Here is a 17,297-nt window from a genome sequence, read left to right as displayed (position 1 = left end):
ATCTAACAGCCGAGATCGTTGCGGAGTAGCTCGGACCAGCGGCTACCTATTTTTACCCTTCAGTATCAGCACTAGGTTCAGCCCAATTGAAGCCTCATGGGGGTCGTCCGAGGCTTTGAGGTCTTCGGCGAACTGGTGGATGTCGGCGAGTTTGTCGCCCGATCCTGGGCGGAGTTCAACGGTCATGTAAACATGCTGACCCCGCATGCTGAAGGATTGCTGTTCAAACCCGGGGCGTTTGTCGTGAGCCCTCACATGCTGTGATTATAAATCGGCACGGAATCAAGGAACGGTCCGCCACCGAGTGCGGTGACGGACCGTTCCTTTGTTACTGGCGGGTCTTGAGAAGGCCCGAGGCTAGCTCTGGGACCCTAGAGGCCCACTGCTGTGTTGGAGTAGCCGATCTGGATTTTTGACCCGGTGGGCAGCGCTCCGATGGGCTGGTTGAGGACCACTTCAATCATCGTGACGATGATTGTCGTGGACGACTTGCTGACCTTGTGCAGGGTTACCTGACCGAGGCCCGGGACCTGCACGACGGTGTTTGGGGCGACTGAGGCGTTTATAGCCGGAAGTCCCTTGATCCTGAGGTTGGTGAAGGTGGAGGTGTCCGTGAGCGTTGCCGTGGTGGCACCTGCCGCCCGTGTTGCGCTTGTCTCGGCCTTGATGGCGTCAGCCTGGATCAGACCGTTGAGCACATTGAGCCCCGCGAGGGTGTTGGTCACGGTGCTCTTAGGTTGCGGAGTGAGGACACCGTTGGTGGTCGTTGTCGCTGCTCCTGCGGTGGCTAGGCCCGGGATGTTTACTCCCGCGACGTTAGCTGTTGTGGTTCCGCCAGCGCACCTGACATAGGCCAGTGCAGTGGGGCCCGAGTTGAGGAGACCACTAGCCACGGTAGCCCTGGTGCTGTAGCCGGTGCCGGACAGGTAACCGGTCTGAGGGGCGACAAGATTGGCGGTGCTGACGCCGAGACGGATGTCCGTTCCAGCGGCTATGCCAACAAGGCCGGCCTTCAAAACTTCAACTCGCAGAGCTGTGGTCGAAACCTGGTAGACGCCGTTGACGAGGCGCTTTTCCTGTCCGTTCAGGGTGATTTTGCCAACGGAACCAACAATCGGTGCCTTGAGGTCGAGCACGGTGTTGGCACCCGGAGTGGCACTGACCGGGAGACCGAGGACCTTCAAATCCGCGATGTTCGTGGCGTTCGCGCCCGAGAAGGCACCTGCGGTGTTCTTATCCGCGGAGCTTTCAGACGTGATGGCACCAGCAGTGACCAGCCCGCCCAAGAGGTTAGCGCCAGCAATCGTGGACTTGCTTTCAATCCGTTTGCCCGTAGTCGTCAGCAGGGTTTTGACGCTGGTGGAAGCAGCACCAACGTTTCCGACTGCGGGCACAGTCAGTGCTGCAGCGGTGTTCGTGGCGGTCTTTCCGGTCGCGCCGGTACAGCTAATGCTGGAACTCGCCGTAGGACCAGACGTTAGTGATTTGTCAGTGTTGAAAATGTACGAACCGTACGCTGAACCGGAGAACCCGGTCGTTACCTGCGAGGGTGTGGTTGCAGCAAAGGCCGGTGTCGCCGACCCTGCAAGCGCAAGCGTTAATGCCCCTATTAACGCAACATGCGAGCGTTTCATGTAATACTCCCCAGAATGTGATGCGAGGTCGCAAGGATGCTTGCGACGTTGCTAACCGTACAGTCCGTAAAGAGCCCCCAGCAAGAGATCCGCTGTATGCGGTATGGCTTTCCCCCAATATTTCTTCGCACAACCAGAGCAAGCAAGGGACGTGCACTGACATTTGTGGGTCCGACCATATGTTGGGCTGAGAGGTCTTTGCCCCGCCGACGTGTTCCAGATTCTCCCGGAAACTGATGTTTCCGACGATAACGAGGCATCAGACAAGGAGAAGTGCCTTTTAGAACCCAATTCTGTGGTGCGGAAATTCCCTGGGCCGTTCCTCTTATCCGGCCAACGGACGAGAGTTACACTTCCCACATGCAGCCCCTCGTCCTAATAGGTACAGTCCTTCTGGCGGCAATCCTATGGATAGGACTGGTTCTTACTATGCTGACCGCCCTCGACCACAAACAACGGCGTGTCAAGGAAACGGCCCGGAGCATTTCGCACAAGCACTTAGCACAATCGGTCCGCTTGTCGGGGCGGAGGCAAACTTCATTCATGTGGAGGCGTCGCACTAGGAACGCAACTTCCGCCGGCACAACTCGCCGAAAGCCTGCTCGTCCGGGTTAGCATCTTGCCATGACTAGTGACCCCGTGCACGATCGCTTGTTCGCTGCTGAGAAAGACTCCAAGGACCATCTCGACTCTCTGCTGAAGGAGAAGGGGGACAAGCTCGGGATTGACGCAGCGACAGAGCCAGTACCGGTAGACCCAGAGGACGCGGAAATCATTGACACAACCGATGAACACCACGACGCGCAGCTTCAAACTCAGGTGCACGACGCTATCGAGTGGGGAGTCAGCCCTGTAGATGAAGTCGTAGAGGACAGCGTATAGCTTGGGTCGGTTTAAGGTGCCAAGACCTCGGGGCCGAAGATCACCGATGAGCCGGGCTCAAGTAAAAGCCCTGCTCACCGTAACCCACCTTGATGCAGGGGCGGGCCCGGGTCGGTTCTGCGCTAACTGTGGAGGTCACCCCGAGTGGCACATCTTCCGAGCGTTGCCAGCCATTTTCTCCGGGATAACCGCCAAGCAGAATCCTTCAGGGACGACAAAAAGCGCCCCCTCCCGGTAAGTGAGCGGTGCAGTTTCGGTCCGCTAGTTCTCTTGTCCTTGGTAGCGTTACGCGCATGCCCGAAAGTGAACATCTGACTCCGATCTTCCTGACCGAGAAGATTCGGGGGGATGACGTCGGCCAAGTGACCCTTGGAAAAACGGAGAGCCAACTCCTTTGGATCTTCGAGCAAGAGCTCTTGTTTCAGACTCGGCAAGTGCTCACGCGGTCGAATCCATGAAAGCCGTCCTCGACTTTGCCAGCGAAGTAACAGACACGGAGGGCTTCTGGTTCAGCATGAACTCGGCGCTAAATGCGATGGCAGCCATCGGGAACGTCCTCTGGCCATCACAGGATCGGAAGCATCTCGGGGCTGGCGATATGCGGTCCAGCTCAAAGGAAAGGGCAACCCTACTAAGGGATGAGCTAGGTCTTTCCGATGAGAGCGTCCTGGCCCTTCACGACGTCCGCAACGGCTTCGCACACTTTGATGAACGCGTAGACCGCTGGCATGTGCAGTCCGAAGTAAAAACTTCATCGACCTGTGCATTACGGGAAACGATGGCATCTCCGAGGATCCCGGCACCGTCTATGGTCGACACTTCAACACGGACACCAGAGTGGTTTCCGTCTTCGGGGTATCAGTCAATTTGGATTCGGCAGTGCAAGAAGTCGTTGAGTTGAACCGGCTAGTTGAGAAGCACATGTATCTCCTGCGGCCGGGGTTGATTTCTAGGACCATCATTAAGGGCCCTTTTTAAGTCCGTACGAAAGTAACTGTGGGATCCCTTCCAAGCCTGCCGATTCGCCATCCTGGGCAAGTCAAACAGCTATCAAGGTGCCGCAGGAGACGGAACGCTAGGAACTTCCCCGGGGATTGCGAGCTCCTTACGGATTTGGGCAAGATACCCAGCCTCAGTAAGCTCCACATTGAGCATGATCATGTCCGTTTCAGGATCGAACGTTCCTGGCGGCGAAACGCTTTTCGGGTTTTGGGAAATCATCTCGGCAAGCCTTATCTTCGCTCCAAACATGCGGCCCGCGGCGTTGTACGTTGCTGGTTCGCATAGCAACTGCATTTCTGTCAGCAGCCGCGACCCGCGTGAGTAAACCTCAGTGTTCTGAACCCAGTACTCTTGGGGCCACTCAGATGCCCTGGCCTGACCAGGGTGTGAGGCTGCGACAACCATTAGGTCAGCGACCACCTCAAAAAAGGCCATGTGGGTTCTCTTGCGCTCATCCCGCAACCAAGTTTCTCGGTTTGCGTCTTGCGCCCTGGTCCATGCCAGCGACTCTGAGTCCTCTGAAGCCTTTCGGGTTTCTCTTGCCGTTGCCCTATTTAGAAGCCCAACAACGAGGGAACCGAACACGGCACCACTCACGCCGGTTGTTCCAGTGATCAATAACCTCAAAGTCTCTGCATCCACCGGACCAATGTAGACGAAATGGCCCCTTGCTCTCCGTATGTAAGCGTTGAGGATTCTTTCCAATAGTCAGGTCGGAGGCTCGGACGCCGGCCTAGGCGTCGAGTCGTAGTCTGCTGAAGCAGGCGTTTTGCGGCGTTTTCTAGTTGAGTTATGCAACGACGAGCTAGGGTCATTGATATCACGTCATTTCTGGGGGTATCTATGAGACGTCTTCTCGTTCCGCTGGCCATCGCTCTTCTTGCAAACTGATTCACCACGGGACAAAACGAGCAGGCTCAATGGCCGTCGAACTGGTCAACTCAGATAGGCACGCGAATCAGGACATTGCGGGACCGGGCAGGTCTGTCCGCGCAGAAGCTGAGCGACCGTTGCGAGGAACTGGGCTTCGCCATTCCCCGAAGCACGATCGCCAACAATGAATCTGGCCGCAAAGAAGCGATTCCTGTCCACGAGGTGGCCGCTATTGCTGCAGGGCTGGAGACGGCTCCCGCATCAATCCTCTTCCCCTTGGATGAGGCTGACCAAGTTCCGATATTGCCGATAGTTACACTCAACCCTTTTGAGGCGTGGGCTTGGTTCGCGGGGAACTCCTGGGTCCACAACACCTATTTGCCTCGTCAGCTATCCCAAGGGAGAGCCTTCGATGAGTCTGTAGAGATCATGGCCGTTCAGTTGAAGCTCGCAGAACTGATTAACACCTGGTCCCTCATGCGCCATTCAACAAAGAGAATTAATCAGCTTGTCCTCAACGGAGGACAGTCCGAGGTCGCTCAGTCTATGAGGGACAGCCTCAGTAAGCTTGAGGATGAGATGAGGCGATCCTACGACTACCTCATAGAAGCAGGCTTGCAGCCGCCTCAAACTTCTCCCGAGCTCACCCACGACCTAGGTGCAGTCATGACCTCACCCGAGCGGAACGCTGCTGATGCCTAGGCCGCCGTTGCCCATCGGTTCATGGGGGAAGATCAAGCGCACTGAGCTTGGTAAGGGCCGCTGGGTGGCCAAGGCACGGGTACGGGACCTGGACGGAGTCACGCGTCTCGTGGAGCGCAACGGCCGCACCGGCGCAGAGGCAGAGCGGAACCTCTCCGCCCACCTTGCCGAGCGGACTGCCCCGTCAATAGAGGATCTGACTCCAGAGAGCCGGCTGACGGATCTCTGGGATGCCTACGAGGCTCACCTGCTGGAGGAAGGGCGGGCTATTCGCACAATGGAGCGGTACCGGTATGCCTTCACGTACGTCATCAAGGGTGTCGGCGGGTACAAGATTCGCGAGGCTTCCACGCAGCGCCTTGACGCGTTCGTGAAGACCGTGAAGAACAAGCATGGAGTATCAGTTGCGAAGTCCGCCCGGGTGATCCTCAGTGGCATGTTTGGACTCGCCGTCCGTTTCGGCGCCGCCCCCTCCAACCCTGTACGGGATGTTGGAACCATCAAAATGGAATCAAAGCCGGCGCGTTCACTCAGTGTTGACGAGCTCCGCGGCGTCATCGATGCTCTGAGAAGCTCTGAAAAGGTGCTCAATGCAGAGAACAAGGTCACACCTAAACAGACCATCAGCGAGTACTGTGCCATTGCCGACCTCACCGACGTCGTGATTATGTTTGCCGCCACCGGTGCCCGAATCTCAGAAATCTTGGGGCTTCGTTGCTCAGACATCGACTTCGATACCAAAACCGCGACAATCTCGGGCAAGGTGAACCGCATGCCAGGCGGTGGCATGCTCCGCGAGAGTTTCACCAAAACGAAGTCAGGCGCAAGGACACTGCCACTGCCCGACTTCGCACTATCCATGCTCATGGCTCGCAGAGTGGCAGCTCCTCCAAATATCTACGATGTGGTCTTCCCGTCCACTACAGGCGTGCTGCGCGACCCCTCGGCCGTGAGCAAGCAATGGCGGCGGGTACGGACGGCTCTCAAGCTTGAATGGGTCACTTCCATACATTCAGGAAGACCGTCGCCACGCTAATTGATGAACAGGGTCTCTCCGCCCGTGTTGGCGCGGACCAGCTCGGCCACGCTCAGATCTCTATGACCCAGGACGTCTACATGGGCAGGAAGACAGTCCACACCGAGGTTGCTGACGCGCTGAACAGAATTGTCCAATGAATTGGGAGAAGAGCAGCCAAGAACCGGACCTGGCAATTCAACCCTTGCCCGACCAACTAGGTCTCGGGCCCGTAGGCAAAGGAATCTCCGCAGCCGCGGGAGCTGCCATTGGCGCCGCATTCCCACCTATCGCGATCCCGGTCGCCGGAATGGTGGAGGCGCTGCACACCTTTGGCGGGAAGCTGCAGGAAGTCCAGGACAAGCAAATCAACCGCGTGGCTGTAGCAGCTGGCCAAAAAGCTGGCATCTCTCCAGAGGACGTTGTTAGGCATCTCCTGGAGGGAGAGGACTTAGCCCTCCTGGCCGCAGAAGCCATGGATGCTGCTCGGCGGACCAGGCTACGCGAGAAGCCACCAGCTCTCGGTTATGCCTTAGGCGCCATGCTGTCGGATGACGCGTTGATTGATCCAGAGAGCGTGTGGATCAGAATCCTAAGTTCGGTGGAGCCTCCGCATGCCCGCATACTGCGCTTGCCGTTGGACCACACCGCAACCCACGGCAGCGGGTCCATGCTGTTCGGTGTAGGAACGATACTCAAGGTTTCCGAGATCGGGGACGCCGCCGGCCTTCAAGAAGCAGTGCCTCCTCTAATAGAGGATCTCACGAGAGCGGGGCTGGTAATGCACCCAGGATCAGAAGCAATGAATCCGGAGATAGGCATCTACAAAGTACCTGACGCGTTTGGGCAGCCGGTCAAGGCAACAACCCTTGGGGCTCAATTATTTGCCAGACTCTCTGTCGCGGGGGTTGAAGAGCAATCCAAATAGTTGGGTTTCCGTTGGATTTGAGCCTGCAAACAGAAGCAGGCCAGAGGCGAAACGCCTCTGACCTGCGGAAAGGGTGGGCCCTGTGGGGATCGAACCCACGACCCACGGATTAAAAGTCCGATGCTCTACCAACTGAGCTAAAGGCCCCTCCAGCTGTAGAAACAGCCATGAATACTGTACCCCAACGTCAGGGCAGACGAGGAACTCAAGGTGACGTGCGCCGTCGTCACCTTCTTTGGGCGAACGCTCGACGACGGCGCGCGGCGGCAGCGGCGTGTCGGGCACGGGGCGGCGCCAAACTAGGTGGTGAAGGCACGCCCCCGGCAACGGCGCAGCCCCGGCAACCGTTACTCGACCCCGCCAGAGCACAGGAGTACGGTGAACTCATGAGCGAACAGCCAGGACCACGCGCGTACGGCGGAGCAAACAGGCACCACAAGCCCAAGCCTTTTGCCCCGATCGATTTCGAACCGTTCGCCGGCGGGGCAGACCCCGCGCGGGTTTCCGAGGCCGCCCACCTTGCTGCGCAGGCCTTGGTCAGGCGTGGCCGCGACAGCGACGACCCCAAAGTCACCCGCCGCTTGGTGAAACTGGCCGATGAGCAGGGCTTGGAAGCCATCGCCGAGATGTGGGCAGAAAGCCCCGCCCGTAGCCTTCCCGGCGCGCTGTGGCGGCTCTACGCCCTCCGCGCCGCCACCATCCAGAACCCCGAGAAGATCTCCGTCTACTTCCGGGCCGGACGCGATACCGCGCAGGTTTCCAACGTGGTGGCCGGCGCTGCGGAGCCGCCCGGAGCCGATGAAATGAAGACCATGGCTGACGCCATTTTGTCCGGCGCTTTCGACGGCGAGTTCGACGTCGCGCTGGAACGTTCCGCTGCTTTCTGCCGCGTGGTGGCACTCGGCCAAGCCACTCTTGCCGACGGCGCAGAGCACAGCAATGAAAGCCATGCGAGCAAGCTGACCCGCAACTCGCACCAGCTCGTCAAAACGGCCGAGGACCTTGAGCACGCCGCCAATGCATGGCGCCTGGGCGAGCTGGACTAGCCAGCAAACAGGGCGAAACGTACCCACGTCGGCCCCGGACTGTCAATGTTGACTTAGCCCGCCGGACGGTGAAAACTAAAACTGGTGTCGAACCGCGAAACCCCCGGGCTTCAACTTATAGCCGCTTCGAGCGGCCTACCGCCGAGAGGCGTATCCGGTTCGGCACCATTTTTATGCCCGGATGCAGAATGCCCGGGTCCGCGTTGAGGCGGACCCGGGCAAATACCGTCGGAATTACTTCAGCGTGACCGTGGTGTCCGCCGTTTCCTTTTTGTCGTGATCGAGGTCGCCGGAAGCGTCCTGAGGCGTCAAGGTCGCCTTGATCTCCGTTTCCTTACCGGCCGTGTAGGCGAAGTTCTCCGCAATATTGAACGACTCTCCGGGCTTCAGGATGAACGGGTCCTTTTCCTTCAGCTTCACGCCGGAGCTGCTCAGCCCATGTTTCTTATAGCCATCGCTGCTGGAGTCCGAAGGCATCCCGCCGAGGTACTTCCAGTCCGTGTACTTGGCCGAAGGGGTAACCAGGGAGTGGCTCAGGGGAATATCCGCCGACGAGGTGTTGGTGACTACGTAGTTCAGGTAAACCACCGGCGCCCCCTTCTTCAGCAGGTTCTCCTTGGTTTCCTTGTCCACGAACATGCTGTCCTTGGAAGCCACGTCGGTGGCCACCTGATAGATGTCCACACTGAAGCTATCGCCCTTGAGAGTGCCTAGCTTGTCACCTGCATCTGAAATGGGGAGCGCCCAGGCCGCCGCGGTGTAAGCACCGGACGAAGTCCCGGCTCCTTCGGAAGAGGAAGCGGACGGCGAGGCCGACGTTGACGCCGAGGTGGACGAAGAAGGAGACGAGGACGACGACAATTCGGAACCACCCGTCGTCGAGCCCGCCGTGGTGGTGCCGCAGGCACTGAGCGCGAGCATTCCAGCTGCCGCGAGGCTGGTGACTTTCACAACATTATTGAGTCGCATAATTCCCCCATTGAGTGGATTAATCCGGAGCTTGCCCAGTCTTTCACAGTGCGGGAGGCGAAGCGATGGGGACTTCTCCCCGGGGCGTCCCGTGTACTGAGCGGACGCACCCAACGGACCGGTAAAGTTGGGATCGAAATGGGCGGCGTCAAGTCAAGCTGCCCACGCCCATCCGTCCCCAGCCCGGAAAGCGATATGAAGCTGCGCCTTTTCCCCCAGGAACCTGCCGGGCTCGTCCTCCTCGCGCAGATGGCCAGTGTGATCGTGGCCGGCACCGGGACGCTCTCCGAAATTCTTGGAGCCCCCGCCAGCGAGCACGAGCGCCTCGCCGAAGAACTGCACGAGCACGAGTCCAAGTCCTTGGACCTGCACTTCGCCCTGCTGACCCACATGCGCACCAGCTTTGTGAACCCGCTCCCCCGCGAGGACATGTACACGCTGTCCCGCCACCTCACCGAGGCCATGGAGAAACTCGACGCCGCCGGTGACCTTGTAGCCATCTACAAGCTGGACCGACTTCCCAAACGGGCAGCCGACCAACTGGAGATCATCAGCCGGCAGGCCGAGCTCACCGTGGACGCCATGCGGAAACTCGAAGACCTGGACGAGCTTGAGGACTACTGGATCGAGATCCTCCGGCTGGCCAAGCGCGCAGAACGGACCCACCGGATCTGGGTGGCCGAGATGCTCAAGGACATGAAATCCACGCAATACGCGCGGCACCGGGACATCGCCAACCAGTTGGTGGAAGTTACCAAGGACATGCGGAAGGTCGCCACCCAGGTAGGCAGCATCATCGTCAAGGAATCATGACGTGACCATCGCCATCCTGGTCCTGGTAGTTGGCCTGGCTTCCGGTTTCGCATTCCTGAACGGCTTCCGCGACGTCTCCAACGCCGTCGCGCTTTCCACGCGGACCCGCGCACTTACTCCCTCAATTGCGGTGCTCCTGGCCGCCATCTTCAACTTTGTGGGCGCCATGCTCAGCGGCACCTTCATCCTGGCCTTCACCCAGTCCTGGATCACACTGCCGAGCGGCACCAGCGGCCTGACCATCCTCGCTTCGGCCCTTACGGCAGCCATCCTATGGGGTGTGTACGCGTGGTGGCGCGGCATCCCGTTGTCCTCCACCAACTCCCTGGTGGGCGGCCTGATTGGTGCAGGTGCAGCAAGCGTCCTGGTGGGCGGCAACGCGGTAGGGGGAATGGACAACGTCCTGCTCACCCAAGTGGCGCTGCCGTTGGTCTTGTCGCCTGTCATCGCGTTCGTGGCGGCGTACCTGCTGGTGTGGCCGGCGACGTGGGCTGCCCGCTACACGCAGCCGAACGTGGTCAACCGGCGGTTCCGCCGGGCGCAGGCCATCTCCGCCGCCGCCGTGGCGTTCGGCCACGGGCTCCAGGACGGCCAGCGCACAGCTGCGGTCATTTTGCTGGCCATGGTGGCTGCGGGATTGTCCGGCGGCAACGATGTGCCACTCTGGATCCTGTTGGTTACAGCCATCATGCTTACCGCGGGCACCATGTTCGGCGGCTGGCGGATCTCCCACACTCTTGGCCACAAGCTCATCAGGGTGGATCCGCTGCGAGGGTTTGTTTCGCAAACACTGACTTCCGTGATGCTGTTCATCGGCGCCATCGCCTTCCACCTGCCACTCTCCACCACCCATACACTGACGGCGTCCGTGCTGGGTGCGGGGGTCAATCAGCGCTTCCACACCGTCAACAGGCGCCTGGTGCGGAGGATCCTGCTGTTCTGGGTGGCCACGCCACTGGTCACAGCCGCAGCTGCCTTCGTCCTGGAGCTGGCGTTCTCGCCCCTCGCGGACCTGTAAACCCAACTAAGTAACAGCAAACGTCGCAATGAGCGCTCATTGCGACGTTTGCTGTTACTTAGTTGGGTAAGAAAAAACGACGGCGACCGTACCCCCAAGGCGACGGTCGCCGTCGTTCTGTGCCGACTCCCCCCAAGAAGCCGGAACCTGCAAGAACCCTTATCCGAAGCGGCCGGAGACGTAGTCTTCCGTGGCCTTCTGGCCAGGGTTGTTGAAGATGCTGGTGGTGTCGGCGAACTCGATCAGCTTGCCCGGCTTGCCGGTGCCTGCGATGTTGAAGAACGCGGTCTTGTCCGACACGCGCGCAGCCTGCTGCATGTTGTGGGTCACGATCACCACGGTGTACTGGTCCTTGAGCTCGTTGATGAGGTCCTCAACGGCCAAGGTGGAGATGGGGTCAAGGGCGGAGCAGGGCTCATCCATCAGGATCACCTGGGGCTCAACCGCGATGGCGCGGGCGATGCACAGACGCTGCTGCTGACCACCGGAAAGGCCGGAGCCAGGCTTGTCCAGGCGGTCCTTGACCTCGTTCCACAGGTTGGCGCCCACCAAGGACTTCTCCACCAGGGCATCTGCAGCGCCCTTGGAGATCTTCTTGTTGTTCAGCTTCACGCCGGCCAGCACGTTGTCGCGGATGGACATCGTGGGGAACGGGTTGGGGCGCTGGAAGACCATGCCCACCTGGGTGCGGACGGTTACGGGGTCCACGCCGGGGCCGTAGAGGTTGTCGCCGTCCAGGAGGACCTCGCCCTCGACGCGGGCGCCGGGAAGGACCTCGTGCATGCGGTTCAGCGTGCGGAGGAAGGTGGACTTGCCGCAGCCGGACGGGCCGATGAAGGCTGTAACGGATTTGGCCTGGATGTTGATGTTGACGTCCTCGACGGCCAGGAAGTTGCCGTAGTAGACATTGAGGTCTTTGACGTCGATGCGCTTGGACATGGTGTTCCTTTGTTCCTTGGGGGTGTGGAAGTTTTGGATGAGGCCGCAGAAGGGCAGCCTACCGCCCCGTCTTGGGAGCGAACAGACGGGCGATGAGGCGGGCTCCGAGGTTCAGGAGCATCACCAGGATGATCAGCACCAACGCGGCGCCCCAGGCACGCTGGTCCGACGGCTCCGGGTTGGACGGCGATGTCGGGTTGAGGATCTGTGTGTAGATGAACGTAGGCAGCGAGGCCATCCAGCCACCGAACACGTTGTTGTTGATGGTGGTGGCGAATCCGGCGGTGACCAGGATCGGGGCGGTTTCACCGATAACGCGGGCGATCGCCAAGGTAACGCCGGACGCGATGCCGGAGATCGCCGTCGGGATGACCACTTTGGTGATGGTGCGCCACTTACGGACGCCCAGCGCGTAGGAAGCCTCGCGGAGCTCGTTCGGGACGATCTTCAGCATTTCCTCGCTGGAGCGAACCACAACAGGGATCATCAGGACGGAAAGCGCGACGGCGGCTACAGCACCGGTCTTGGTGCCGGGGCCAACAATGGCGAAGAAGAACGCTGCCGCGAAGAGGCCGGCCACGATCGACGGGATGCCGGTCATGACATCCACGAAGAACGTGATGGCGCGGGCCAGCGGACGGTCGTTGCCGTATTCCACCAGGTAGATGGAGGTGAGGAGACCCACGGGAACGGAGATCACTGTGGCAAGGAGCGTGATCTGGAGGGTGCCCAGCAGTGCGTGGTAGATGCCGCCGAGGACCGGCGCGCCCTCCTCTACTGCCTTGTTGTCGAAGGCGCCGGTTACGCCATTCATGGACGTGCCCAGGAAGCCGGGGGTAATGAGCCCGGGGATGCCGTTGACCAGCACTGTGACGATGACCGAGATCAGCGGCAGCAGCGCAATCAGGAAGGCGCCGACCACCAAGCACGTGGCGAGCTTGTCCTTGGCTTTGCGGGCACCTTCAACGGCGCCGCTCCATGAGACCAGGCCCACGGCGAACAGAATGGCGGAGACGATGCCCCAGCCCAAGGCGTTGAAGCCGATGAGCGCCATGATGGCTGCGCCCACAACGAGTGCGACGGCCAAGACAATGTAGGGCGCGAACTTGGGCAGCTGGCCCTTGGTGAGCGCTGAGCGCTTGCGTACTACTGTGGCGGACATTTAGTTGGCTCCCGAGAATTCTTTGTGCCGGGTGATGATCCAGCGGGCGATCATGTTCACGCCCAGGGTGATGACGAACAGCACCAGGCCGGCCGCGATCAACGTGTTGACCTTGAGGCCGCTGGCTTCTGGGAAGTTCAAGGCAATTTCCGCGGCGATGGTCTGGTTGCCGGACTGGATGAGGCTGGCCGTCAGGACACCGGAGGAGAGCACCAGGGCAACGGCCATGGTCTCGCCGAGGGCCCGGCCGAGGCCCAGCATGATGGCGCTGATAATGCCAGGGCGGCCGAAGGGCAGAACAGCCATCTTGATCATTTCCCAGCGGGTGGCTCCCAGTGCAAGCGCTGCTTCCTCGTGCAGCTTGGGGGTCTGCAGGAAGATTTCACGGGACAGGGAGGTGATGATGGGCAGGACCATGACGGACAGGACAATGCCGGCGGTCAGGATGGTCTTGCCGGTAGCGGAGGCCGGGCCTTCGAAGATGGGGATCCATCCGAGGTAGGTGGCCAGCCAGTCGTAGGCCGGGGAGATTTCCTTGGCCAGGAAGGCAGCACCCCAGGCGCCGTAGACAACGGAGGGGATGGCAGCGAGCAGGTCCACTACGTAGCCGAGGCCCGATGCGAGCCGGCGGGGGGCGTAGTGCGAGATGAACAGTGCCACACCAATGGCCACGGGGGTGGCGATGACGAGTGCGATGATCGCGGCAATGAGGGTGCCCACCACGATTGGGGCGATGTAGGCGAAGAAGCCGTTCCCGCCCTGGATGTCTTCAGCAGGGGCGGTGAGCGCGGGGATTGCCTGCACCACGAGGAACAACGCGACTCCGAAGAGAACCGCGAGAATCAGGCACCCTGCGGCCATGGCGGCCCCGGAGAAAACCTTGTCCCCGGCGCGTCCTGCGCCTTGGGAGGTTGTCAGGGAGTTGGTGGTCACTTCACGTTCCTTCAGTCTGGAGTGAACTGGTCTTACATGGCTAAGTTCCCTGTCCCGCGCCAGCGGCTCTGCGGCCACGTCGCGCGGGACAGGGAACTTCAGTGTTCAGCCGGGTCAGCAAACCCGCCGGGAAACCTTAGGACTTGGCCTTGATGGTTTCGATAGCGGCCGTGGCCTTTTCCTGCAGCGTCTTGGACAGCGGCGCGGACTTGGCGGCGTCAGCAGCGGTCTTCTGTCCTTCGTCGGAAACGACGTAGCTTTCGAAGGCCTTGACCAGGTCAGCAACTTCCTTGGTCTCGTAGGTGGTGCAAACTACGTGGTACGAAACGAGGACTACAGGGTAGGCGCCCGATTCGGTGGTCTTGCGGTCCAGCTTGATGGCGACGTCGTTTGCGGCGCGGCCGTCAACGGGCTTGCCGGCTTCGACAGCCTTGGCAGCAGCTTCGGCGGAGATCTTGACGAATTCCTCGCCCACCTTGATGGAGGCGGTGCCCAGCTTGCCGGAAACGGCGGAGTCATCAGCGTAGGTCACGGCACCCGGGGTGTCGGTGACGGTCTTGACGACGCCGGAGGTGCCCTTGGCGTTTTCGCCGGCCAGGGTTGCGGGCCAGATGCCGGCAGCCTTGTCCGTCCAAACCTCGGGAGCAGCAGCTGCGAGGTAGTCGGTGAAGTTGGTGGTGGTGCCGGAGTCGTCAGAGCGGTTGACCGGGGTGACCTTGAGGTCCGGCAGGGTGACGCCTTCGTTGAGGGCGGCGATGGCGGGATCGTTCCAGTTGGCGATTTCGCCGCGGAAGATCTTGGCAACCGTGGCGGCGTCGAGCTTCAATTCCTTGACGTCCGGAATGTTGAAGGCAACAGCGATCGGGGAGATGTACACCGGGATGTTGATGGCGCCGTCGGGGCCGCACTTGGCCTTGGAGCTCTCAAGCTCCTCGTCCTTCAGGTACGCGTCCGAGCCGGCGAACTGTGCCGAGCCGTCGATGATGGCCTTGCGGCCTGCGCCGGAACCGTCCGGGGAGTACTGCACAGTGGCACCGGAGTTGGCGGCAGAGAAGCCGGCCTTCCATGCGTCCATGGCTGCGCCGGTGGAGGAAGCGCCAATGCCGGTCAGGGTGCCGGTGACCTTGGGGCCGGACGCTGCCGACTGGGTACCAGCAGGCGTGTTCGTTGCGTTGTCTGAACCGCAAGCAGTGAGCGCGAGAGCGCCGGCTGCGATGACCGCGATTGCCGCGTTGCGGCCGAAGTGAGTTGCCTTCACTTGGATGTGCCCCTTCCAGGGATTCTTCGATGCGGGCCGAACGGAGATTTCGGCGTGCGCGAGCTGAGGACCTTTTGTTCCTTTACTGAAGGTAAGGAGCGCAGGTAACGGGATCTGCAGTGAAAGGTGAACAGAAGGTGAACGACGGCGGACCATTGGGTTATGTGGCGCGCGCCACCTTGAGCGGCACCCGGGATGCGGTTTGCGCCTTCGTCGGAACCCGGGCCGGGCAAATAGACTGGACGACATGGCTGCCGCGAAAGGATTTTCTGCAAGCAAGAGGTTCCTGCGTGCCAGAGTCCGGACGGGTTTGGTCCGCAGCCGGAATTCGTTGACGCCGGCCATCCAGATGACCGTGTGCGCCGTGGGTGCCTACGCTTTCGCCGAATATGTGCTGGGCCACCAAGGCCCACTGTTCGCGGCTACTTCCTCGTTGATTGCCCTTGGCTTTTCCCGTGATCCGCGCCTGCGCCGGGTGATCGAGGTGGGCCTCGGCTGCACCCTGGGCATCGTTGTTGGTGACCTGCTGCTCCACTGGCTGGGCGCTGGGATCTGGCAGGCCGCCGTCGTGCTTCTTTTCTCCATCCTCCTTGCCAGGTTCCTGGACAGTGGAACCATTTTCACCACTCAACTGGGCCTGCAGTCCTTGCTGGTGGTGCTGCTGCCGGCACCGGCCGGTGGGCCCTTTACGCGCAGTCTGGACGCTGTAATCGGTGGCGTTTTTGCGCTGCTGGTGACCATCCTGGTACCGAAAGACCCGCGGCGGGAGCCCCGCAAGGATGTCCAGAAGATCCTGCATGAACTCGCCGAAGTGCTGCGCGAATGCGGCAAGGCCCTGACCGAAAGCGATTCCACCATCGCCTGGCATGCCCTGATCCGCGGCCGCAACTGCCAGCCTTTGGTGGACCGGATGCGGCAGACGCTTCGCGCCTCGGGCGAAGTGGCAACCCTGGCTCCCGCGCACCGGCGGCACCGCGACGAACTGGCCGGCCTGGAGCACTCCCTGGAGTACATCGATCTGGCTCTGCGTAACAGCCGGGTGTTTGCGCGGCGGCTCACCAGCGCCATCAACCATGCCGCGCTGTCCGATGAAGCGATCGACAGTATCTCCGAAGTCCTGCAGGAAACCGCCGCCGCGATCGACGAGATGACCATCGGATTGTCGGAGCAAAGCGAAGGGACGCGGCGGGTTCATCTGCGCCGCGCCCGGAACGACCTCTCGGATATCGCCACGCGCTTGCACCCCAAGATGCTGGATGTCCAAAGGCTCGAAGGCGAAACCGTGGTCATGCTGTTCCGTCCCCTCATGGTGGACCTGCTGGAAGCGAGCGGCATGGAACCGGAAGAAGCCCGCGCGGTGCTTCCGGCACTGTAGCCTCCGCCGAGGAAGAATGAACCGATGACCCCTGCCTTTTCCGTGCACTTCCGGGCTGCACCGGCGCTCAAGCTCCGGCAGCGGCCCTTGTTCCTGTGGGCAGGCATTTTGCTGGTGGCCGGGGACGCCATCTTCTGGCTCATGTTCGCCGCCGTGCTGTCCGAGACCGGGCTTGCCACTGTAGACGGCGCGGTCCACAGCTTCATGGTTGATTCGCGCAACCCCTTGCTCACCGCCCTCCTTACGGCAGTCACCACCGTGACCTCACCCTTGTGGATCACCATCATTGGTGTGGCGGTGGCCGCAGTATGGACGATATGGAAGAAGGAACTCTGGCGGCCGGCTGTCCTGTTGGGCGCCATGGCGTTTGCCGCCATCCTGTCCGCGGTGGTGAAACAGGATGTGGGGCGCTCCGGTCCGCCGTCGTCCGATGTTCTCCTGGGCCCCGACGACGCACTGTCATTCCCCTCCGGCCACACGCTCGGTGCCGGGATCTTCGCGCTTGTCCTCACTTACCTGCTCGTCTCGCGTTCCGGCTCACGTGCGACGGCGGTCCTCGCCTTCTGCGGTGCCGCTCTCTTGACACTGTTGGTTGCCTGCAGCCGGATCTACCTTGGCTACCACTGGCTCACGGACGTAGTCGCTTCCCTTGGGCTTGCGCTTGGGGTGACGGGCATTGCGGTTTTTGTGGACGCGGCCCGTCACGGCGGCCGGCGCGGCTAATACTGTCAGTCCCCGCCACTACGCT

Annotated in this window: 16 protein-coding genes, 1 tRNA gene and 2 pseudogenes; 10 read left to right on the top strand and 9 right to left on the bottom strand. The window is 60.9% G+C overall.

Annotated features, from left to right (window positions below):
• Positions 1 to 42: 42 nt before the first annotated feature.
• Together ABQM86_RS01780 and ABQM86_RS01775 are read right to left on the bottom strand one after the other, a co-directional pair.
• Positions 43 to 186, bottom strand: a complete 144-nt coding sequence (locus tag ABQM86_RS01780; protein WP_280625843.1) for a hypothetical protein — start codon at positions 184 to 186, stop codon at positions 43 to 45.
• Between the two features lie 185 nt (positions 187 to 371).
• Positions 372 to 1,634 (bottom strand): choice-of-anchor P family protein, encoded by a 1,263-nt coding sequence (locus ABQM86_RS01775; RefSeq protein ID WP_280625841.1) that lies wholly within the window; start codon positions 1,632 to 1,634, stop codon positions 372 to 374.
• A gap of 624 nt (positions 1,635 to 2,258) precedes the next feature.
• On the opposite strand from ABQM86_RS01775, the gene ABQM86_RS01770 reads away from it, so the two are divergent.
• Positions 2,259 to 2,516, top strand: a complete 258-nt coding sequence (locus tag ABQM86_RS01770) for a hypothetical protein (RefSeq protein ID WP_280625839.1) — start codon at positions 2,259 to 2,261, stop codon at positions 2,514 to 2,516.
• A gap of 1,050 nt (positions 2,517 to 3,566) precedes the next feature.
• Here ABQM86_RS01770 and ABQM86_RS01765 read toward each other — a convergent pair.
• Positions 3,567 to 4,160, bottom strand: coding sequence for a hypothetical protein (locus ABQM86_RS01765; protein WP_280625836.1), 594 nt, complete (start codon positions 4,158 to 4,160; stop codon positions 3,567 to 3,569).
• A gap of 303 nt (positions 4,161 to 4,463) precedes the next feature.
• Here ABQM86_RS01765 and ABQM86_RS01760 point away from each other — a divergent pair.
• The 4 genes and pseudogenes from ABQM86_RS01760 to ABQM86_RS01745 form a co-directional block, all read left to right on the top strand.
• Positions 4,464 to 4,640: pseudogene (locus ABQM86_RS01760) on the top strand (helix-turn-helix domain-containing protein); the annotation flags it as partial.
• A 27-nt stretch (positions 4,641 to 4,667) separates the two neighbouring features.
• A complete protein-coding gene (locus ABQM86_RS01755; RefSeq protein WP_369745788.1) occupies positions 4,668 to 5,093 on the top strand; it encodes a hypothetical protein in 426 nt (141 codons plus the stop codon).
• Positions 5,086 to 6,269 (top strand): annotated as a pseudogene (gene xerC, locus ABQM86_RS01750) (tyrosine recombinase XerC). The gene ABQM86_RS01755 and the pseudogene xerC overlap by 8 nt, the downstream one beginning before the upstream one ends.
• Positions 6,266 to 7,036 (top strand): hypothetical protein, encoded by a 771-nt coding sequence (locus tag ABQM86_RS01745; RefSeq protein ID WP_369745787.1) that lies wholly within the window; start codon positions 6,266 to 6,268, stop codon positions 7,034 to 7,036. The pseudogene xerC and the gene ABQM86_RS01745 overlap by 4 nt, the downstream one beginning before the upstream one ends.
• 74 nt (positions 7,037 to 7,110) lie before the next feature.
• Here the strand turns inward: ABQM86_RS01745 and ABQM86_RS01740 are convergent.
• Positions 7,111 to 7,183: transfer RNA gene (locus tag ABQM86_RS01740), tRNA-Lys, on the bottom strand.
• A 239-nt stretch (positions 7,184 to 7,422) separates the two neighbouring features.
• Here ABQM86_RS01740 and ABQM86_RS01735 point away from each other — a divergent pair.
• Positions 7,423 to 8,082, top strand: a complete 660-nt coding sequence (locus tag ABQM86_RS01735) for a hypothetical protein (RefSeq protein ID WP_207595776.1) — start codon at positions 7,423 to 7,425, stop codon at positions 8,080 to 8,082.
• Positions 8,083 to 8,316: 234 nt separating this feature from the next.
• Here the strand turns inward: ABQM86_RS01735 and ABQM86_RS01730 are convergent, their stop codons facing one another.
• Positions 8,317 to 9,051, bottom strand: coding sequence for a hypothetical protein (locus ABQM86_RS01730; protein WP_369745786.1), 735 nt, complete (start codon positions 9,049 to 9,051; stop codon positions 8,317 to 8,319).
• Positions 9,052 to 9,246: 195 nt separating this feature from the next.
• Here ABQM86_RS01730 and ABQM86_RS01725 point away from each other — a divergent pair, with 195 nt between their 5' ends.
• Positions 9,247 to 9,864, top strand: coding sequence for a DUF47 domain-containing protein (locus ABQM86_RS01725; RefSeq protein WP_089593243.1), 618 nt, complete (start codon positions 9,247 to 9,249; stop codon positions 9,862 to 9,864).
• A 1-nt stretch (position 9,865) separates the two neighbouring features.
• Positions 9,866 to 10,882 carry an anion permease gene (locus tag ABQM86_RS01720; RefSeq protein WP_369745785.1) on the top strand — a complete coding sequence of 339 codons (1,017 nt, stop codon included), beginning with the start codon at positions 9,866 to 9,868 and terminating at the stop codon, positions 10,880 to 10,882.
• A 159-nt stretch (positions 10,883 to 11,041) separates the two neighbouring features.
• Here the strand turns inward: ABQM86_RS01720 and pstB are convergent, their stop codons facing one another.
• The 4 genes from pstB to pstS all read right to left on the bottom strand — a co-directional run bounded on the left by pstB (position 11,042) and on the right by pstS (position 15,174).
• Entirely contained in the window at positions 11,042 to 11,821 is a 780-nt protein-coding gene (gene pstB / locus ABQM86_RS01715; protein ID WP_011772968.1) for a phosphate ABC transporter ATP-binding protein PstB, read from the bottom strand.
• Between the two features lie 58 nt (positions 11,822 to 11,879).
• Entirely contained in the window at positions 11,880 to 12,983 is a 1,104-nt protein-coding gene (gene pstA / locus ABQM86_RS01710) for a phosphate ABC transporter permease PstA (protein ID WP_280625826.1), read from the bottom strand.
• Positions 12,984 to 13,916, bottom strand: a complete 933-nt coding sequence (gene pstC / locus ABQM86_RS01705) for a phosphate ABC transporter permease subunit PstC (RefSeq protein WP_089593240.1) — start codon at positions 13,914 to 13,916, stop codon at positions 12,984 to 12,986.
• Positions 13,917 to 14,052: 136 nt separating this feature from the next.
• Positions 14,053 to 15,174, bottom strand: coding sequence for a phosphate ABC transporter substrate-binding protein PstS (gene pstS, locus ABQM86_RS01700; RefSeq protein WP_207595772.1), 1,122 nt, complete (start codon positions 15,172 to 15,174; stop codon positions 14,053 to 14,055).
• 247 nt (positions 15,175 to 15,421) lie between these two features.
• On the opposite strand from pstS, the gene ABQM86_RS01695 reads away from it, so the two are divergent.
• Positions 15,422 to 16,549, top strand: a complete 1,128-nt coding sequence (locus ABQM86_RS01695) for an aromatic acid exporter family protein (RefSeq protein WP_369745784.1) — start codon at positions 15,422 to 15,424, stop codon at positions 16,547 to 16,549.
• A 24-nt stretch (positions 16,550 to 16,573) separates the two neighbouring features.
• Entirely contained in the window at positions 16,574 to 17,272 is a 699-nt protein-coding gene (locus tag ABQM86_RS01690; RefSeq protein ID WP_369745783.1) for a phosphatase PAP2 family protein, read from the top strand.
• Positions 17,273 to 17,297 lie beyond the last annotated feature (25 nt).

The sequence above is a fragment of the Paenarthrobacter sp. AMU7 genome, assembly GCF_041200195.1.
Classification (GTDB): Bacteria; Actinomycetota; Actinomycetes; order Actinomycetales; family Micrococcaceae; genus Arthrobacter.
The sequence above is the reverse complement of the archived record's forward strand: the minus strand, read 5'-3'. Positions and strand labels throughout refer to the sequence as shown.

Coding starts and splice junctions, on each gene's coding strand:
- ABQM86_RS01690 (WP_369745783.1), top strand. CDS start 16,574: ATGACCCCTGCCTTTTCCGTGCACTTCCGGGCTGCACCGGCGCTCAAG.
- ABQM86_RS01695 (WP_369745784.1), top strand. CDS start 15,422: ATGGCTGCCGCGAAAGGATTTTCTGCAAGCAAGAGGTTCCTGCGTGCC.
- ABQM86_RS01730 (WP_369745786.1), bottom strand. CDS start 9,051: ATGCGACTCAATAATGTTGTGAAAGTCACCAGCCTCGCGGCAGCTGGA.
- ABQM86_RS01725 (WP_089593243.1), top strand. CDS start 9,247: ATGAAGCTGCGCCTTTTCCCCCAGGAACCTGCCGGGCTCGTCCTCCTC.
- ABQM86_RS01745 (WP_369745787.1), top strand. CDS start 6,266: ATGAATTGGGAGAAGAGCAGCCAAGAACCGGACCTGGCAATTCAACCC.
- ABQM86_RS01735 (WP_207595776.1), top strand. CDS start 7,423: ATGAGCGAACAGCCAGGACCACGCGCGTACGGCGGAGCAAACAGGCAC.
- ABQM86_RS01770 (WP_280625839.1), top strand. CDS start 2,259: ATGACTAGTGACCCCGTGCACGATCGCTTGTTCGCTGCTGAGAAAGAC.
- pstB (WP_011772968.1), bottom strand. CDS start 11,821: ATGTCCAAGCGCATCGACGTCAAAGACCTCAATGTCTACTACGGCAAC.
- ABQM86_RS01775 (WP_280625841.1), bottom strand. CDS start 1,634: ATGAAACGCTCGCATGTTGCGTTAATAGGGGCATTAACGCTTGCGCTT.
- pstA (WP_280625826.1), bottom strand. CDS start 12,983: ATGTCCGCCACAGTAGTACGCAAGCGCTCAGCGCTCACCAAGGGCCAG.
- ABQM86_RS01780 (WP_280625843.1), bottom strand. CDS start 186: ATGACCGTTGAACTCCGCCCAGGATCGGGCGACAAACTCGCCGACATC.